A 16029-nucleotide genomic window follows, 5' to 3' on the forward strand; every position below is an offset into this window, starting at 1 on the left:
ATCCAATCAAATGTGCCTGTTTTCAGGAGTATCCTGCGGTATGAAAATGGCAGGAGATATAGGGACAAGAATCGATGCAGGAAGATGAAGAAAGGTTTCGCCGGACGGCAAAGGAATAGAAAACGAAAAAGGGGCCGAAGCCCCTTTTTCTTACCTGCCGAATCACGAAGATTCAACAGGCTAATGTTTGGAGCGGGAAACGAGGCTCGAACTCGCGACCTCAACCTTGGCAAGGTTGCGCTCTACCAACTGAGCTATTCCCGCATTACCAGAACTTACTGATTTCTTTGCTATCTTTCGGCAATTCATCGTTGTCGTCTGATGCGATGCATTCTACTTACCTGACGTGATGAGTCAATAAAATTGTTGGCACACCACGATCGTTTGCCGCTTTTTGCAGCGTATCGATCACGGTTCCAGCAAATCGTTGCGTGCCGCGTTCAAATATTGGAACATCGACCAGAAAGTCAGCACCGCCGCGATATACAACAAGCCAATCGCCACATACTCTACGGAACGATCCGGCCGCCACAGCAAGCCCACCAGCGACATCATCTGCGCCATGGTTTTCACTTTGCCGATCCAGGACACCGCCACGCTGCTGCGTTTGCCAATTTCCGCCATCCACTCGCGCAGCGACGAAATGATGATTTCACGGGCGATCATAGTGGCCGCCGGCAGCGTGATCCACCAGCTGTGGTAGTGCTCCGCCACCAGCACCAGCGCCACCGCCACCATCACTTTGTCCGCGACCGGATCCAAAAACGCCCCGAAGCGCGTCGTTTGTTTCCAGCGACGTGCCAGGAAGCCGTCAAACCAGTCGGTGACGGCGGCAAACACAAAGATAACGGCGCAAACCATCGGAGCCCAGTTGAACGGCAGATAAAACGCCAGCACAAAGAATGGGATCAGAACTACGCGAAACAGGGTAAGCCAAGTCGGTATATTCAATTGCATAATGCTACGGTAACTATCTGGCTAGAGTGGAAATTAAGAGTATGTTGCTACATTGCCCTCAGTGTTTCAATGCATTGTAGATCTTTTCTGCCAATGCTTGTGAAATACCCGGCACTTTTGCAATTTCCTCCACGCTGGCGTTCAACAAAGGTTGCAGTCCGCCCATATACTTCAACAGCACCTGGCGCCGTTTCGGCCCTACGCCTTCAATCAGCTCCAATGCGCTGGTATTCCTGACTTTCGCCCTTCTCTGCCGGTGACCGGTAATGGCATGATTGTGCGAATCGTCGCGGATGTGTTGGATCACATGCAGCGCCGGCGAATCCGGCGGCAGAGAAATCCCTTCACCTTCCGGCACGAAGAACAACGTTTCTAACCCTGCCTTGCGGTCGGCGCCTTTGGCGATGCCGATCAACAGCGGCTTATTCTTGTCCCAGGTAACATTCAGCGATTTGAATACGTCGATCGCCATGCCGAGCTGCCCTTTACCGCCGTCGATGAAGATGACATCCGGGATCTTTTTCTCTTCCAGCGCCTTGCCGTAACGGCGCTTCAGCACCTGCGTCATCGCCGCGTAGTCATCGCCAGGAGTAATGCCGCTGATATTGTAACGCCGATACTCCGCTCGCACGGGGCCGTTTCCGTCGAACACCACGCACGAAGCCACGGTCTGCTCACCCATGGTATGGCTGATATCGAAGCACTCCATACGGTTGATTTCCGTCAGGTTCAGCACTTTGGCCAATTCCGCCAGCCGCTGATGGATCGTCGACTGTTGCGACAGCCTGGTGGTCAACGCCGTTGCCGCGTTGGTGCGCGCCAGTTTCAGATAACGGGCGCGATCGCCGCGCGGTTTGCTTTGAATTTGGATCTTGCGCCCCGCCAACTCGGAGAGCGATTCCGCAAGCAGGTCTTTTTCCGGCAGGCTGAAATCCAGCAGGATCTCGCCGGGCAGCGTACGCGCCTGGCTGCCTTGCAGATAGAACTGGCCGACAAAGGTCTGCACCACCTCACCCATATCCGTGCCGCCCGGCACTTTAGGGAAATAGCTGCGGCTGCCCAGCACCTTGCCCTGACGGATGAACAGCACGTGCAGGCACGCCATACCGGCATCGAACGCCACGCCGATCACGTCCAGATCGTCGCTGTCGCCCGACACGAACTGCCGTTCTGTGACGCGGCGCACAGCCTGAATTTGATCGCGAATGCGCGCCGCTTCTTCGAAATTAAGCAGTTTGCTGGCTTCTTCCATACGCTCAATCAGCTGGTGCAATACCTGCTGATCTTTGCCAGAAAGAAACAGCCGCACGTAATCCACCTGCTGCCGGTACTCTTCTTCGCTCACCAGCCCGGCAACACAAGGCCCCAAACAGCGGCCGATCTGATACTGCAGGCACGGACGCGAACGGTTGCGATACACGCTGTTTTCGCACTGGCGGATTGGGAACAGCTTCTGCAGCAGCGCCAGCGTCTCGCGCACGGCGTAAGAGTTAGGGAAAGGCCCGAAATATTCGCCTTTGGCGTGTTTGGCGCCGCGATGCACAGCCAAACGGGGATGGGTATCCGCACTGAGAAAAATCAGCGGGTAAGATTTATCGTCTCGCAAAAGAACATTATATCGCGGTTGGTACAATTTAATGTAGTTATGTTCCAACAGCAGCGCTTCTGTCTCGGTGTGGGTAACCGTTACGTCTATTTGCGCGATATTTTTAACCAGCGTCTCGGTTTTACGGCTGCTGACCTGCTGCCGAAAATAGCTGGCGAGACGCTTTTTCAGGTCTTTGGCTTTACCGACGTAGATCACCGTACCCGTGGCGTCATACATACGGTAGACGCCGGGCTGGCTGGTGACGGTACTCAGGAAGGCTTTGGCATCAAAACGGTCATTCACTGCTTAACAACGTCTCCGCATTGAACAATCCATGTCGGATGGCCAGGTGAGTCAATTCGACGTCGCCGCTGATATTCAGTTTGCTGAACATGCGGTAACGGTAGCTGTTCACCGTTTTCGGGCTGAGACTCAGTTGTTCCGAGATCTCATTCACTTTTTTGCCTTTGGTGATCATCAACATGATCTGTAACTCGCGTTCAGACAAGCAGCTGAACGGCGTTTCAGCCTGCGGTTCCAACTGACTCAGGGCCATCTGCTGTGCGATATCAGACGCGATATAGCGCTGCCCGGCATGCACGGAACGCAAGGCGTTAATCACTTCCTGCGGCGCGGCGCCCTTGCTCAGGTAACCGGCGGCACCCGCCTGCATCACCTTCGCGGGCAAAGGGTTTTCAGTATGGATGGTCAACATGATGACTTTGACGTCGGGTGCATAACGCACAATCTTGCGCGTGGCTTCCAGCCCGCCAATGCCCGGCATATTCATGTCCATCAGCACGATATCGACAGCGTTGCCGCGGCACCATTTTACGGCGTCTTCACCGCACTGAGCCTCACCGACAACTTTTATACCTTTGATATCTTCAAGAATGCGTCGTATCCCTGCGCGCACCAGTTCGTGGTCATCAACAAGAAGAACGCTAATCAAGGAAAAATCTCCAAAAAAAGGGAGTAACGCAATCGGCCTCTGTTTTCGCCAGAGATATTACTTGTTTTTCAGACAAGAATGAACACAGATTAATACATACTTCCGAATAACTTTGCGGAGCAGAGCTGATTTTTCAATTTTAGCCGTCTATGCCGCCGATAAATCGTCACGTCGGAAAAGATCGGGCGACGAAAATAATTTCGTCGCGCTGCGTCTGACACAGGATAGCGCGACAATCATGCCGCGAGGGAGAAATCTGTGTAAGCAATCACGACATGAATAATATTAACACGGCTGTTGGCTGTTTGTAATCATTTGATATTTAAAGGCGTAACAAAATCTGCGGCCAACGTGGGTCCGGCAACCCTCGGTCGAAACTATTATTCCCGGCAAACGCCGGTAAAATCGGCGCCTCCGCCCCCAATAATTATAATAACCCCGATTGTTCAACAATAACGTACCGGAAAAATACTTGTTAACCACCTCGAAATAACTTGCCAAGAGTAGATGATTCAGACAGGCAATGAGCGAACGTTGCCCACCCGCGAGACCTGAGCAAGCCCGGTGCAGATGACAGACTCATGCTATGCTATACTCCGCGCCCAGTTAAATTCGCCGCCGCGCCCGGGGCTACTTTTTAGCCCGCGCGCGGTGCGCCAAAGCAGCTTGTATCAGGCTACGGCCTCAAAAAATCAGGAGAGAAAATGAGCAACGTTGATTTCACTACGTCTGCAAACCCGGAAATCTTGGCGACCGAGGTTGCCTGCCTCAAAGCTACGCTGACGCTGATCTTGAAGTCGATCGGCCAGGCCGACGCCGGGAAAGTCATCATCAACATGGAACGTTTCATCGCGCAGATTGAAGATCCGACTCAGGCAGAAATCTTCAAGAACAGCATTCAGCAAATCAAGCACGCTTACCGTCAGTAAGCGTTGCGCCCCAGACCCGCACTTCTTGTGGGTCTGCTTTTCACCACGCTGCGCCACACTCCATTGATCTTGCACGTGCTTTCGGGCAGTGTGTTGACTTTCTCCCCCACACCCGAGACCGTTATGGGCATCCTTGTCAAAGCGCTGATCGGCGCGCTGGTCGTGGTTCTAATCGGCCTGCTGGCCAAAACGCGCAACTATTATATCGCCGGTTTAGTCCCGCTCTTTCCCACTTTCGCCCTGATTGCGCATTACATTGTCGGCAGCGAACGTTCAATTGCGGCACTGAAAACGACGCTGATTTTCGGCATGTGGGCGGTATTGCCCTACCTGGTATATTTGATTTCGCTGTATTTCCTGATTAACAGCCTGCGGCTGTCGTTAGCGCTGGGGGCGGCGGTACTGTGCTGGATTGCGGCGGCGTGGCTATTAATTACGCTGTGGGGATGGTGGCAAGGGCGTTAACGCCCTTGCCTGGGCTGTTACGGCCGCCCTGCCTGCAACACGAAGCCTCGCTGCCGATCGCCGGCGATGCGCAGATAGCGGCTTTCACCGGCGCGCAGCGTCATCGGCACGCTGCCGCTGGTTTCACGCCAAATACATAGAGAGTTCTCGATCATATCTTGCCCGATACTGACCGAAATATTGCCTGGCGGCACGCGAAACTCTGCTTTTTCTTTTGCCTCGAGTGAAGCGGCAAACTCCCCATTCACATAGACGCCAGTGCGGCAGCTGCCCGCCAGCATTCCGCTGTCGCGCACCACGACCACCGTAGCGTAAGGCGTATCCGGGATATTCTGATAGAGCATCAGACGGCTTGGGGGGGGCAACTCAGCCTGTTGCGGCGGTACGGCTTGAGTCGCACACCCCGTCAGCAGTGCAGAGGCAAATAACAACGCGGCGTAATGCTTCATCCTTGGCTCCTGAAGAAAATAATGCTTATCGTAGCAAGAGAATAGCTGTCTCCAGTAGCCTTCATACCGCAGAGACGAAAAAATCGGATAACTTCCCACTCCTATCACGGACCTGCAGGGATAAGAAGATTCCGCATTAAAGCCATTGAAATAAAGGCGATTCTTGCAGATTTAAAACTTGATCATGCCACGTTGGATATCTGCCGCAAAAGCACCACTGACGTAACTGAAACCATCCTGCGTGACATAAACCCGGGTATGACCGGTCTCTGATAACACCGCCACCATATATCCCAGGCTGATCATTTCATGGGACGGAACGTTCATCGGGGTTAGAAATCCGCGCCCACGGCACCACTGATAAAAGCGGGTTCGCCCATATCCCAACACGGCGCCAACATCGGAGAGGTGCTTAAAAGTATCATAATCCTCTGATGGTGAAGGTAAACCGTCATGACTTTCAGGCGTTTTCTTTATCCCAGACAAAATAAACTCCTTTTTTGACTCTGTCGCGTACGGTTATCCTTCCTCTAAAATGAATTTAAAAAATCCAAATTTAAAATGCAAATGAATTCCCTGTAACCAAAAAGCCTTCCCCAGAAAAAACCTGAAAATAAAACCCCAATAAAAAAACAGAAATAAAAAAATAAGGTATTAATACTGAGCATTAAATCCTTGGTATGGGTAAATATCCTAAATAAAAATAATAGTCATACCGGATAAGAAAATACTTAGCCTGCATATTATTTCCCTCATTAAAACGATGCAATTGCGGTCGGATCATTGCGGCATAAAGAGAATGAATAAAATCAATGCCACATCGTCCAGCCCTCGCCGTGAGGTCGCGGATCCTTACAGACTGCCCTCAATGCACCACATCCTCTCTCAACGCGGCACTTCCTCAATCACACCTAAACAATAACCATTATCATTTCCAATTGTTCCGCCAGTTTATTACACTTTCCCACCTCGTCAGTTAGGAACATTCCTAGGCTGCGAGCCTCAGGATAGAGAAAGAGTTAGGGACACCATGAAGAATTGCCGTTGTTTGATTGTTTTGCCGTTATTGATGTTGACCGCCTGCACCCAATGGGAAAGGCCTGGCGCGGTTGAGAGTACCCGGAATGCCGAATATGCCGAATGCCGCAGCCGCGGATACGATCGCTTCCCCCCGGACGTGGTGCGGGACGTGGAGTTCAGCTACGAAAACAAATACATTCCTTGCGAGAAGAATAAGAAAGACTGTCCATCGGGATACCGCTACGACAAGGAGCCGTCGATTAAAACAGTGCAGACCGATCGCAATCAGTCCGCCCGAGACGCCACCATCGAAGCCTGTATGTACGGCAAAGGCTGGCGGGAGAAAACCTACTATTGGCCGCAATGGTAATGTGGCGGCGTTTGCCTGGGGCGAGATGCCGCTAACCCATTCAACCATCGTCATCACATCGGTTCAGCCCCAGCGCAACCAGCGTTTCTGTCCTGACCGGCGTTAAAGGCACACGCGGCGACGGCAAAGGCCAGCCCAAAAGCTGCCTCGCCGCCGTTGCGCAGACTTTACCCTGGCATGCCCCCATACCACAGCGGCTGTTCATCTTAGCCGTGTTCCAATCCGGCTGATGGCGTACCTGTTCCAACGTAACGTCTTCGCAGCGGCACAGTAACGTTTGCGGATTGGCCAGCGAATTCAAGCGCTCATCGAGTGCGAAGGCACTTGCCGCCGCCGTGGCGAAACGCCGCCACCGCCGCCGCTGCGCCGCCAGGCGCTCTGCCTTTTCCCGCTGCCCGGTGGCGGCATAACCTGCAATGGCGCCTTCAGTGAGCGCCAATTCACTGCCGCCGATGCCGGTACACTCCCCGGCAGCAAAAATTTGCACCTGGCTGGTTTGCTGCCAATGATTCACCGCTACGGCGTCATGCTCTATCCGACACCCCAGCAGCATCGCCAACTCAATGTTCGCCACCAGACCAAAACCGCAGGCCAACCTGTCACAGGCGATCGTTCTTTCCCGCCCGCCGTTATTGACACGCACCGAGGTTAAACGTGCTTGCCCCAACGCCGCCTGCACCCGGCTACCGGCACGGTAACGATGCGGCATCAGAGAAAACGCCTGACGCAGCTTGGCCGGCCAGCGCCACAGGCCGCCGGCAAACGCCGCCAACCGCCAAAGCGGCGCCTGCTCCGCCAACATGACCACCTCTCCACCGGCCTGTTTCACGCTGTCGGCCACCGCCAACAGCAGCGGACCACTGCCGGCGATCACCACTCGCTCGCCGCGGATCGCCAACCCCTGCTTGATTTGCGCCTGTAGACCACCGGCGCCGGTCACCCCCGGCAGCGTCCAGCCGGGAAACGGCAACAACAATTCACGCGCGCCATTGCATAAAATCAGCTTTTGATAGCGAATCACGCCGCAGCCCTCGGCGTCTTCATATGCCAATCGGTTAGCGCCACACTGCGCCACCAGCTTGCAGCCAGACTGCAGCGCAATATTTTCCCGCGCCGCCACCGCCTGCCGATAGCGGTTCGCCGTTTCAGGTAAAGCCACCTGCATCCCGTCGCGCCAGATTTGCCCGCCGGGATGCGGATTATCATCAATCATTCGCACCTGGCCACCACTTTCCGCAGCGGCCAGCGCAGCCGCCATGCCGGCCGGCCCGGCACCGACGATCAGCACCTCACAACTGAAGTTACTCATCATCGTTCCTCTCTATGCGCATGCCGGCTTGGCACAGCGTTTGGCACGCCAGCCGACGCAGGCCGTTAATGGTCACCCGGCACTCCTGACAAACGCCCATGCCACAAAAGGGAGCCCGCGGTTGGTGTGAAACAGATAACCGACAACGATCGTCGCCGCACAGGCTGAGCGCCGCAGCAACGCTGAGACCAACCGGCACCCGCCGGTGTTCTCCATCGATGATCAACGCGATCGTATTTTGTCTTTCATTCATACAGGCAACTCCTCGGCGGCAAACGCCCGCGCAGCCAAATACGGGGAATCGTCAATCTCCGGCGTTTGCCGGCCAATCTGCGCAGTAATCAGCGCAGCGCTGCCGAGCGCAGTCGTGACGCCCAATCCCTCATGCCCCAGCGCCAGCCACAGCCAGGAATGCCGCGGATGCACGCCCAACAGCGGCAGCCCGTCGGCAGAGGCGGCGCGCAACCCGGTCCAGCAGCGAATGATGTTCATCTGCGCCAGTGCGGGCAAGAAATGCTGTGCACGCGTAAGCATTGCCGCCAACAGCGGCATGTCCAACGCCGAATCGACGGCGTCGAACTGGCGGGAAGAGCCGATCAGCCATTGTCCGGTGGGCCGCGCCTGCACATTGAAAGCCACCGACGTGCCGTTACTGGCATGCGCGCTGGCGCCATACCCCAGCTCCACCAGTTGATGCCGCACCCGCGGCGGGTAGCGATCGGTGATCGCCAGTTGGCCCTTCTTGGCGTGAAGCAAAGTCTGCGGTAATAGGCTATTGGCCCTAAGGCCGCAGGCCAGGACCACCACCGGCGCGGCCAGACGTCTGCCGTCCGCCAGCCGCACGGCTTCCTCTTCCAACGCTGTCGCTTCACCATGCACCACGTCAATTGCCGCACCACGGTCGGTCAACAGCCAGCGAGCCGCGAGCGGCGCATACAGAATGCCGTCGCCCGGCACCCGCAGTCCGCCGGCCAGGCCGTGCCGCAGCATCGGCTCCATGACGGCGATCTGCTCTGCCGTCAGCAGTTCCGCGGCCACGCCCTGCTCCGCCAGCCGCGCCCGCTTTTGCTCGGCGATGGCCATTTCATCCGCTTGATCCGCCAACCACAGCGTACCGCAGCCACGCCAGGCGCAGGTTTCCGGCATGCGCCCCGTCACTTCGCGCCACAACCGCAGCGAATAAGCGCTCAACGCCAGCTCGGCAGGATTATCGTCCATGCAAACCAGATGCCCCATACCGGCGGCGGTGGCGCCGGCGCGGCGATCATCCACCACCGAGACACGATACCCTTCCCGCGCCAGCCGCCAGGCGCAAGCGGCGCCGATGATACCGGCACCGACCACGATGACATCGGCTCCCCGCTCGGCGCCCATCAGCGTATCCCCCAGACGAAGGGATCGCGTTCGTCGAGCAGCAGTTGGCTATCGGCGCACACATAGGCCTGCCCGCGAATAAAGGGGGCAATGCGATCGCCGTTCCAACGATAATAGGCCTGGAATTCGCTGCCGATCACGCTGGCCTGCCGCCACTGCGTGTCCGGCGGCAGTTTGCCGTCCGCCGCCAGACACGCCAGTTTGGCGCTGGTGCCGGTACCGCACGGAGAACGGTCATAGGCTTTGCCGGGGCACAGCACGAAGCTGCGGCTGTCGGCCTGCGGATCGTCACCGAACAGTTCGATATGGTCTATCGCTCCGCCGTCTTCACCGCGGATGCCCGCCTGTTCCAACGTTTGTCGCACCGCCCAGGTGAACGCGGTCAAGGCCTCCAGATTGTGTTTATCGATGGGCAACGGTGACTCGCCGATCAGGAAAAACCAGTTGCCCCCCCAGGCGATGTCACCCGTCACCGGCCCGTGACCGGCAACCTCAAGCCGCACCTGGCGGCGGTAGCGATAAGCCGCCACGTTCTCCACCGTGACGCTGCCGTCATCATGCAGCGTGGCGCTTACCGGGCCGACCGGGGTCTCGATCAGGTGGCGCCCGGCGTGGATGCGCCCCAGATGAGCCAGCGAAGCGATCAGCCCGATAGTGCCGTGCCCGCACATGCCCAGATAGCCGCTGTTGTTAAAGAAGATCACCCCGGCGGTGGCCTGTGGCGAGCAGGGGCGGCACAGCAATGCCCCCACCAGCACGTCATTGCCACGCGGTTCGAGCATCACCGCGCAGCGCCAATCGTCATAATGTTGTGCGAAACGCGCCCGCCGTTCCGCCATGCTACCCTCGCCGAGATCGGGAAAACCTTCCACGATCAGGCGGGTCGGCTCTCCGCCGGTATGAGAATCGATCGCCCGCAAAGCGGTGATATGCGCAGAAAGTGCCATCGGCGTCTCCTGGGTTAATGAGATGTTACCAATGGCATTAGCCTGAACGAATGTGAGCATGACGGCTTGATGCATTTCGGCGCAGCGAATGAAGAAATCAGCACAGTGACAAACGTCAGGCCTGACGCGTCGCGGGTATGAGTTTAACGGTTGTCATAATAATGACTTATTTATCATGTCGTTATTTTCATGCTAAACCCTTGTGTAGCGAGAAACGCCTCAGTTTTCAAGCAACCGCCAATCACCGTCCGGCAAAAGTATGCGGCAATCCGCATATTTGGCAGCCCGCCGGAAATAGCGCTTGCTTCGTTACAAAAAAGTTAATATTGATGCGAAAGCGCCAATCTGGCTCGCCTGTTTTTCCGGCTAACGACCGAAAAGGGACTGCTATGCGATCCATTTCAGACCATCAACATCAGATTTCTCTCTCGCCGCCAGCCCTGGTGGGGCTGCCGGATCAGGAGGACGTTTTCGCCGTCGAACATTTGTCGCGCCTGTGCGACGGGCTGGCGCAGCAGCGCCCGAACAACCTGCGCGATCTGCTGAATACGCTGGCGCTGATCGCGCCGTTGCTGAACGCGATCCCCAACGTGGTGTTCTTTATCAAAGACGCCCAGGCTCGCTACCTGCTGGCTAACCTGACGCTGGCCAGGCGCTGCGGTTTCAAAACCGTGACGCCGCTGCTGGGCAAAACCTCCGCCGACGTTTTTCCCGCTCAGCTCGGATCCGGCTATACCGAGCAGGATCTGCGGGTATTGCGCCACGGCGTGTTGATCCAGGATCAGCTGGAAATGCACCTGTACAACGGCCGAGAAACCGGCTGGTGCCTGACGCAAAAGCTGGCACTGTATGACGCGCAGGGAAAAATCATCGGTATGGCGGGTATTTCTCACGATCTGCAGGAGGCCAGAGCCAATCATCCGGCCTACCAGCGGCTGGCGGCGATCGACGTGCATATCCGCCGCCACTACGCCAGACCGATCGCGCTTGAAGAGCTGACGGCGCTGACCGGGTTATCGGTGGCGCAGATCGAACGCTACTGCAAACGTATCTTCCACCTCACCCCGCGCCAGATGATCCACAAAGTGCGGCTGGAAAAGGCCACGGAACTCCTGGCCGGCGATCTGCCGATCACGGACATCGCGCTGCAGTGCGGCTATACCGATCACAGCGCCTTCAGCCGTCAGTTCAAAGCGATGACCGGCTCCACGCCGCGCGATTTTCGCCTGACGCTTTCCGCTTAACGCGCTGATTTACCCCGTTAACCCTCTCTTCTCACGGCGTACCGACGCCCGATTTTTCACGCCCGCTTTCCGCCGCTATTGTGCCAATTTCGTCGCGGCAATCGGCGAAAAGCGTCAAGCCTCCCTGCGCAATACCGGTCAATCTGTCGGTGAGCCTTACCAAAGATTCACTTTTCATTAACACTTTCGGACGACAGGACAAACACGATGAGCCATAAAACCCTAAGCTGGAGCGGCGTATTCCCGGCGGTGACGACCCAATTTCGCAACGATTTCTCTCTGGATCTCGACGCCACCCATACGGTGATCAAAAACCTGGTGCGCGACGGCGTCTCCGGCCTGGTGGTGTGCGGCACCGTCGGTGAAAATACCTCGATGACAGTGCAGGAAAAGCTGGCGGTGATCGAGGTGGCGAAAGACGCCGCCGACGGTAAAGTGCCGGTGATCGCCGGCATCGCCGAGTTCACCACCGCCTTCGCGCAGAACATGGCGCGTGAAGCGCAAAAGGCCGGCGTCGACGGAATTATGGTGATGCCGGCGCTGGTCTACTCCGCCAAACCGCACGAAACCGCCGCGCACTTCCGCAGCGTCGCTGGCGCGACCGATCTGCCGATAATGGTCTACAACAACCCTCCCATTTACAAAAATGACGTCACGCCCGACATTCTGACCTCGCTGGTCGACTGCGAGAACATCGTGTGCTTCAAAGACTCGTCGGGCGATACCCGCCGCTTTATCGACCTGCGCAATGAAGTCGGCGATCGCTTCGTGCTGTTCGCCGGATTGGACGATGTGGTGCTGGAAAGCATCGCCGTCGGCGCGCAAGGCTGGATCTCCGGCATGTCCAATGCCTTCCCGCGCGAAGGGGAAACCCTGTTCCGGCTGGCGAAGGAAAAACGCTATGAGGAAGCGTTGGCGCTATACAGCTGGTTTATGCCGCTGCTGCACCTCGATGCCCGCCCCGATCTGGTGCAGTGCATCAAACTCTGCGAACAGCGGGTCGGCCGCGGCAGCGCTGTCACTCGCCCTCCGCGCCTGGCGCTGCAGGGAGAAACGCTCACCGAGATCAACGCCGTGATCGATAAAGCGCTGGCCACCCGCCCTGCGCTGCCGAACGTCGGCCTGTGACGCCTTCACCGCCCGGCCATGCCGGGCATCATGCTTTATCTACCGGGGGAACCGATGCCCAACGATCGCTACGCCGCCATCAGCGGCCAACAATTTATCGGCGGCCAACGCCTCGCCGAAGGGGAAGCGTCGCTGTGTAGCCTGCGCGCCGACGACGGTCAGCCAACCGGCTACCGCTTCCACCAGGCCACGGCGGCAGAAACCGCCGCCGCCGCAGAAGCCGCCGCAGCAGCCTTTGCGCCCTATTCACAGCTCAGTGCAGAGCAACGCGCGAACTTTCTCGACGCCATCGCCGAAGAGTTAGACGCATTGGATGATGTTTTCTTCACCTTCGCCATGCAGGAAACGGCCTTGCCGCCTGCGCGGTTGAGCGGCGAACGCGCCAGAACCAGCGGCCAGATGCGGCTGTTCGCCACGCTGCTACGGCGCGGCGACGTCGAGAGCGTGCGCATCGACTGCGCGCTGCCGCAGCGTTCCCCCCTGCCGCGCCCCGATCTGCGTCAATACCGCACGGCGCTCGGCCCGGTGGCGGTCTTCGGCGCCAGCAACTTCCCGCTGGCGTTTTCCACCGCGGGCGGTGATACCGCCGCCGCGCTCGCCGCCGGTTGCCCGGTCGTGTTCAAGGCGCACAGCGGCCATATGATCACCGCCGAGCTGACCGCTCAGGCGATCGAGCGCGCTCGGGAACGCACAAGGATGCCCGCCGGCGTCTTCAACATGATCTTCGGCAACCGCGTGGGGGCCGATTTGGTACAACATCCGGCGATTCAGGCAGTGGGATTCACCGGCTCGCTGCAGGGCGGCCGGGCGCTCTTCGATCTGGCGATGCAACGCCCTCAACCTATCCCGGTCTTCGCAGAAATGTCGAGCATCAATCCGGTAGTGATCCTGCCCAAGGCGTTGGCGCGGCGCGGGCAGCGCATTGCGCAGGAACTGGTCTCTTCCTTCACACTCGGCTGCGGTCAGTTCTGCACCAAGCCCGGCGTGATCGTCGCGCTGCGCGGCGCCGCCTTCGAGCGGTTAACCGAAACGATGAGCGCCCTGGTCAACGCCGCCGAGCCGCAGCCGATGCTGAATGCCGGCACGCTGGAGCACTACCGTCACGGGCTGGCGGCCCTCGATGCCCATCCAGGTATGCGGCGTCTCGCAGGCCGAAGCGAAACGCCCACGCTTCGGGCGGCGGCGCAGCTTTATCAGGCGGAAGAGGCGCTGTTGCTGCAGGCTGACCCGCTGCTGCAACAAGAGGTCTTCGGCCCGGTCAGCATCCTGGTGGCGGTGGATAACGAAACGCAGCTGCATGCGGCGCTAACGGCATTGCAAGGCCAGTTGACCGCCACGCTGCTGGCAGACGACGACGATCTCGATGTGGCCGCCGGGCTGACGACACTGTTGGCGCGCAAAGCCGGTCGGGTGCTGTTCAACGGGTATCCGACCGGGGTGGAAGTGTGCGACGCCATGGTGCACGGCGGCCCTTACCCGGCCACCAGCGACGCACGCGGCACCTCGGTAGGCACGCTGGCCATCGAGCGTTTCCTGCGGCCGGTTTGTTTGCAAAACACCCCTGCGGCGCTGTTGCCGCCGGCGCTGCAGGACGCCAACCCGCTCAACCTGCTGCGGCTGGTGAACGGCGTTTACACCCGAGCCCCCCTGGTTTCACCTGCCCCAAATTAGCCCGGCCGCATCTGCCTGCCATTCAATAACAAAAGGGTAATACCATGACAACCCAAGGCAAATTCAAGAAGCAGCTTACGCTCACCGACCTGACGTTCATCGGTCTGGGCGCCATCTTCGGCTCCGGTTGGCTGTTCGCCGCCAGCCATGTCTCCTCCATCGCCGGCCCGGCCGGCATCTATTCCTGGCTGATCGGCGGCCTGGCGGTGCTGCTGCTCGGCATCGTTTACTGCGAGCTGGGCGCCGCCCTGCCGCGCGCCGGCGGCATCATTCGCTATCCGGTATTCTCGCACGGCGAACTGATGGGTTATCTGCTGGGGTTTATCACGCTGATCGCCTTCTCCAGCCTGATCGCCATCGAAGTCGTCGCCGCCCGGCAGTACGCCGCCGCCTGGTTCCCGTTCCTCAGTCAGCCGGGTTCCGGCGATCCAACCGCGATCGGCTGGCTGGTGCAGCTGGCGCTGCTGTGCTTTTTCTTCGCGCTCAACTATTACAGCGTCAAAACCTTCGCCAAATCCAATAACCTGATCAGCGTGCTGAAGTTTCTGGTGCCGCTGTTGGTGATCGTGGTGTTGTTCAGCTTTTTCAAACCGGAAAACCTGCACAGCCAGGGCTTTGCTCCCTTCGGTTCCGCCGGCGTTGAGGCCGCCATTTCCGCCGGCGGCATCATCTTCGCCTACCTCGGCCTGACGCCGATCATTTCGGTCGCCAGCGAGGTGCAACGGCCGCAGCGCACCATTCCCATCGCGCTGATCCTGTCGGTGGTGCTGTCCACCATCATCTATGTGCTGCTGCAGATAGCGTTTCTCGGCAGCATCCCCAGCGAGATGCTGAGCGGCGGCTGGGCCGGCATCAGCCAACAGTTCTCCCTGCCGTTCCGCGACATCGCCATCACGCTGGGCATGGGATGGCTGGCGTTTCTGGTGGTCAGCGACGCGATCGTTTCGCCGAGCGGCACCGGCAATATCTATATGAACGCCACGCCTCGCGTGATCTACGGTTGGGCGCGCGCCGGCACCTTCTTCAAACTGTTCACCCGGGTGGATGGCGAGTCAGGTATTCCTCGCCCGGCGCTGTGGCTGACCTTCGCTCTCTCGGTATTCTGGACGCTGCCGTTCCCATCCTGGGAAAAACTGATCGGCGTGGTGTCCGCCGCACTGGTGCTGAGCTACGCCATCGCCCCGGTCACCGCCGCCGGGCTGCGGCGCAATGCGCCCGATATGCCGCGTCCGTTCCGGGTCCGCGGTTTTTGCGTGCTCGGCCCGCTGTCGTTTATTATTTCGGCGCTGATCGTCTTCTGGTCCGGCTGGGACACCGTCTCCTGGCTGCTCGGCTTGCAGATCCTGATGTTCTTCATCTACATCCTGTTCAAGAATCAGGTGCCGACCCACGCCGTTAGCCTCAGGCAGCAAATTTGGTCCTCGCTGTGGCTGATCGTCTTCTATGCGCTGGTGATCGGGCTTTCCTACCTCAGCAGCTTCGGCGGCATCGGCGCTATTGCTCATCCATGGGACACCCTCACCATGGCGGTGATTGCGCTGGCGATTTACTACTGGGGCGCCTATACCTGTTTACCCCAGGCCAATTTTATCGGCGATGAAGAAGAATGAACCCAGGGAGGAGATC

Annotated in this window: 17 protein-coding genes and 1 tRNA gene; 7 read left to right on the plus strand and 11 right to left on the minus strand. The window is 58.2% G+C overall.

Annotation, left to right across the window (positions count from 1 at the left end; genetic code table 11):
* Positions 1-188 precede the first annotated feature (188 nt).
* The 4 genes from AC2CGQ_RS10585 to uvrY form a co-directional block, all read right to left on the minus strand.
* Positions 189-264 (minus strand) — tRNA-Gly (locus tag AC2CGQ_RS10585).
* 144 nt (positions 265-408) lie between these two features.
* Entirely contained in the window at positions 409-957 is a 549-nt protein-coding gene (gene pgsA / locus AC2CGQ_RS10590; RefSeq protein WP_004927937.1) for a CDP-diacylglycerol--glycerol-3-phosphate 3-phosphatidyltransferase, read from the minus strand.
* Between the two features lie 58 nt (positions 958-1015).
* On the minus strand, positions 1016-2848 hold the full coding sequence (gene uvrC / locus AC2CGQ_RS10595) for an excinuclease ABC subunit UvrC (protein WP_015377403.1): 1833 nt from the start codon (positions 2846-2848) through the stop codon (positions 1016-1018).
* Positions 2841-3497, minus strand: a complete 657-nt coding sequence (uvrY, locus tag AC2CGQ_RS10600) for a UvrY/SirA/GacA family response regulator transcription factor (RefSeq protein WP_004927947.1) — start codon at positions 3495-3497, stop codon at positions 2841-2843. The genes uvrC and uvrY overlap by 8 nt, the downstream gene beginning before the upstream one ends.
* 704 nt (positions 3498-4201) lie before the next feature.
* Between uvrY and AC2CGQ_RS10605 the strand changes: the two genes are divergently transcribed.
* Entirely contained in the window at positions 4202-4426 is a 225-nt protein-coding gene (locus tag AC2CGQ_RS10605; protein ID WP_004927950.1) for a DUF2594 family protein, read from the plus strand.
* A gap of 123 nt (positions 4427-4549) precedes the next feature.
* Entirely contained in the window at positions 4550-4891 is a 342-nt protein-coding gene (locus AC2CGQ_RS10610; RefSeq protein ID WP_004927953.1) for a GlpM family protein, read from the plus strand.
* Between the two features lie 17 nt (positions 4892-4908).
* Here the strand turns inward: AC2CGQ_RS10610 and AC2CGQ_RS10615 are convergent, their stop codons facing one another.
* Complete coding sequence (locus AC2CGQ_RS10615; RefSeq protein WP_028128013.1) at positions 4909-5340, minus strand: hypothetical protein; 432 nt, start codon at positions 5338-5340, stop codon at positions 4909-4911.
* 171 nt (positions 5341-5511) lie between these two features.
* Positions 5512-5826, minus strand: coding sequence for a hypothetical protein (locus AC2CGQ_RS10620; RefSeq protein WP_033633390.1), 315 nt, complete (start codon positions 5824-5826; stop codon positions 5512-5514).
* A 544-nt stretch (positions 5827-6370) separates the two neighbouring features.
* On the opposite strand from AC2CGQ_RS10620, the gene AC2CGQ_RS10625 reads away from it, so the two are divergent.
* On the plus strand, positions 6371-6730 hold the full coding sequence (locus AC2CGQ_RS10625) for a hypothetical protein (protein ID WP_004927961.1): 360 nt from the start codon (positions 6371-6373) through the stop codon (positions 6728-6730).
* Between the two features lie 40 nt (positions 6731-6770).
* Here the strand turns inward: AC2CGQ_RS10625 and AC2CGQ_RS10630 are convergent, their stop codons facing one another.
* From AC2CGQ_RS10630 to AC2CGQ_RS10645, 4 genes are read right to left on the minus strand one after another with little or no spacing between them, the layout of a single operon-like run.
* Complete coding sequence (locus AC2CGQ_RS10630; protein ID WP_015377400.1) at positions 6771-8039, minus strand: FAD-dependent oxidoreductase; 1269 nt, start codon at positions 8037-8039, stop codon at positions 6771-6773.
* On the minus strand, positions 8032-8292 hold the full coding sequence (locus tag AC2CGQ_RS10635) for a (2Fe-2S)-binding protein (protein ID WP_075684801.1): 261 nt from the start codon (positions 8290-8292) through the stop codon (positions 8032-8034). The genes AC2CGQ_RS10630 and AC2CGQ_RS10635 overlap by 8 nt, the downstream gene beginning before the upstream one ends.
* Positions 8289-9413, minus strand: a complete 1125-nt coding sequence (locus tag AC2CGQ_RS10640) for an NAD(P)/FAD-dependent oxidoreductase (RefSeq protein WP_484593659.1) — start codon at positions 9411-9413, stop codon at positions 8289-8291. The genes AC2CGQ_RS10635 and AC2CGQ_RS10640 overlap by 4 nt, the downstream gene beginning before the upstream one ends.
* A complete protein-coding gene (locus AC2CGQ_RS10645) occupies positions 9413-10360 on the minus strand; it encodes a 4-hydroxyproline epimerase (protein WP_015377398.1) in 948 nt (315 codons plus the stop codon). Before AC2CGQ_RS10645 ends, AC2CGQ_RS10640 begins: the two co-directional genes overlap by 1 nt.
* Before the next feature lie 389 nt (positions 10361-10749).
* On the opposite strand from AC2CGQ_RS10645, the gene AC2CGQ_RS10650 reads away from it, so the two are divergent.
* Positions 10750-11604, plus strand: coding sequence for an AraC family transcriptional regulator (locus AC2CGQ_RS10650; RefSeq protein WP_015377397.1), 855 nt, complete (start codon positions 10750-10752; stop codon positions 11602-11604).
* A gap of 31 nt (positions 11605-11635) precedes the next feature.
* Here AC2CGQ_RS10650 and AC2CGQ_RS10655 read toward each other — a convergent pair whose 3' ends face one another.
* A complete protein-coding gene (locus AC2CGQ_RS10655) occupies positions 11636-11782 on the minus strand; it encodes a hypothetical protein (RefSeq protein ID WP_154612852.1) in 147 nt (48 codons plus the stop codon).
* Positions 11783-11811: 29 nt separating this feature from the next.
* Here AC2CGQ_RS10655 and AC2CGQ_RS10660 point away from each other — a divergent pair, with 29 nt between their 5' ends.
* Genes AC2CGQ_RS10660 through AC2CGQ_RS10670 form a run of 3 tightly spaced genes read left to right on the plus strand, consistent with a single transcriptional unit; the run spans position 11812 to position 16013 of the window.
* Complete coding sequence (locus AC2CGQ_RS10660) at positions 11812-12732, plus strand: dihydrodipicolinate synthase family protein (RefSeq protein ID WP_015377396.1); 921 nt, start codon at positions 11812-11814, stop codon at positions 12730-12732.
* A gap of 54 nt (positions 12733-12786) precedes the next feature.
* Complete coding sequence (locus tag AC2CGQ_RS10665; protein WP_484593660.1) at positions 12787-14403, plus strand: aldehyde dehydrogenase (NADP(+)); 1617 nt, start codon at positions 12787-12789, stop codon at positions 14401-14403.
* Positions 14404-14447: 44 nt separating this feature from the next.
* Complete coding sequence (locus AC2CGQ_RS10670) at positions 14448-16013, plus strand: APC family permease (RefSeq protein ID WP_015377394.1); 1566 nt, start codon at positions 14448-14450, stop codon at positions 16011-16013.
* Positions 16014-16029 lie beyond the last annotated feature (16 nt).

It is taken from the genome of Serratia sp. DFXYC6 (genome assembly GCF_057196085.1).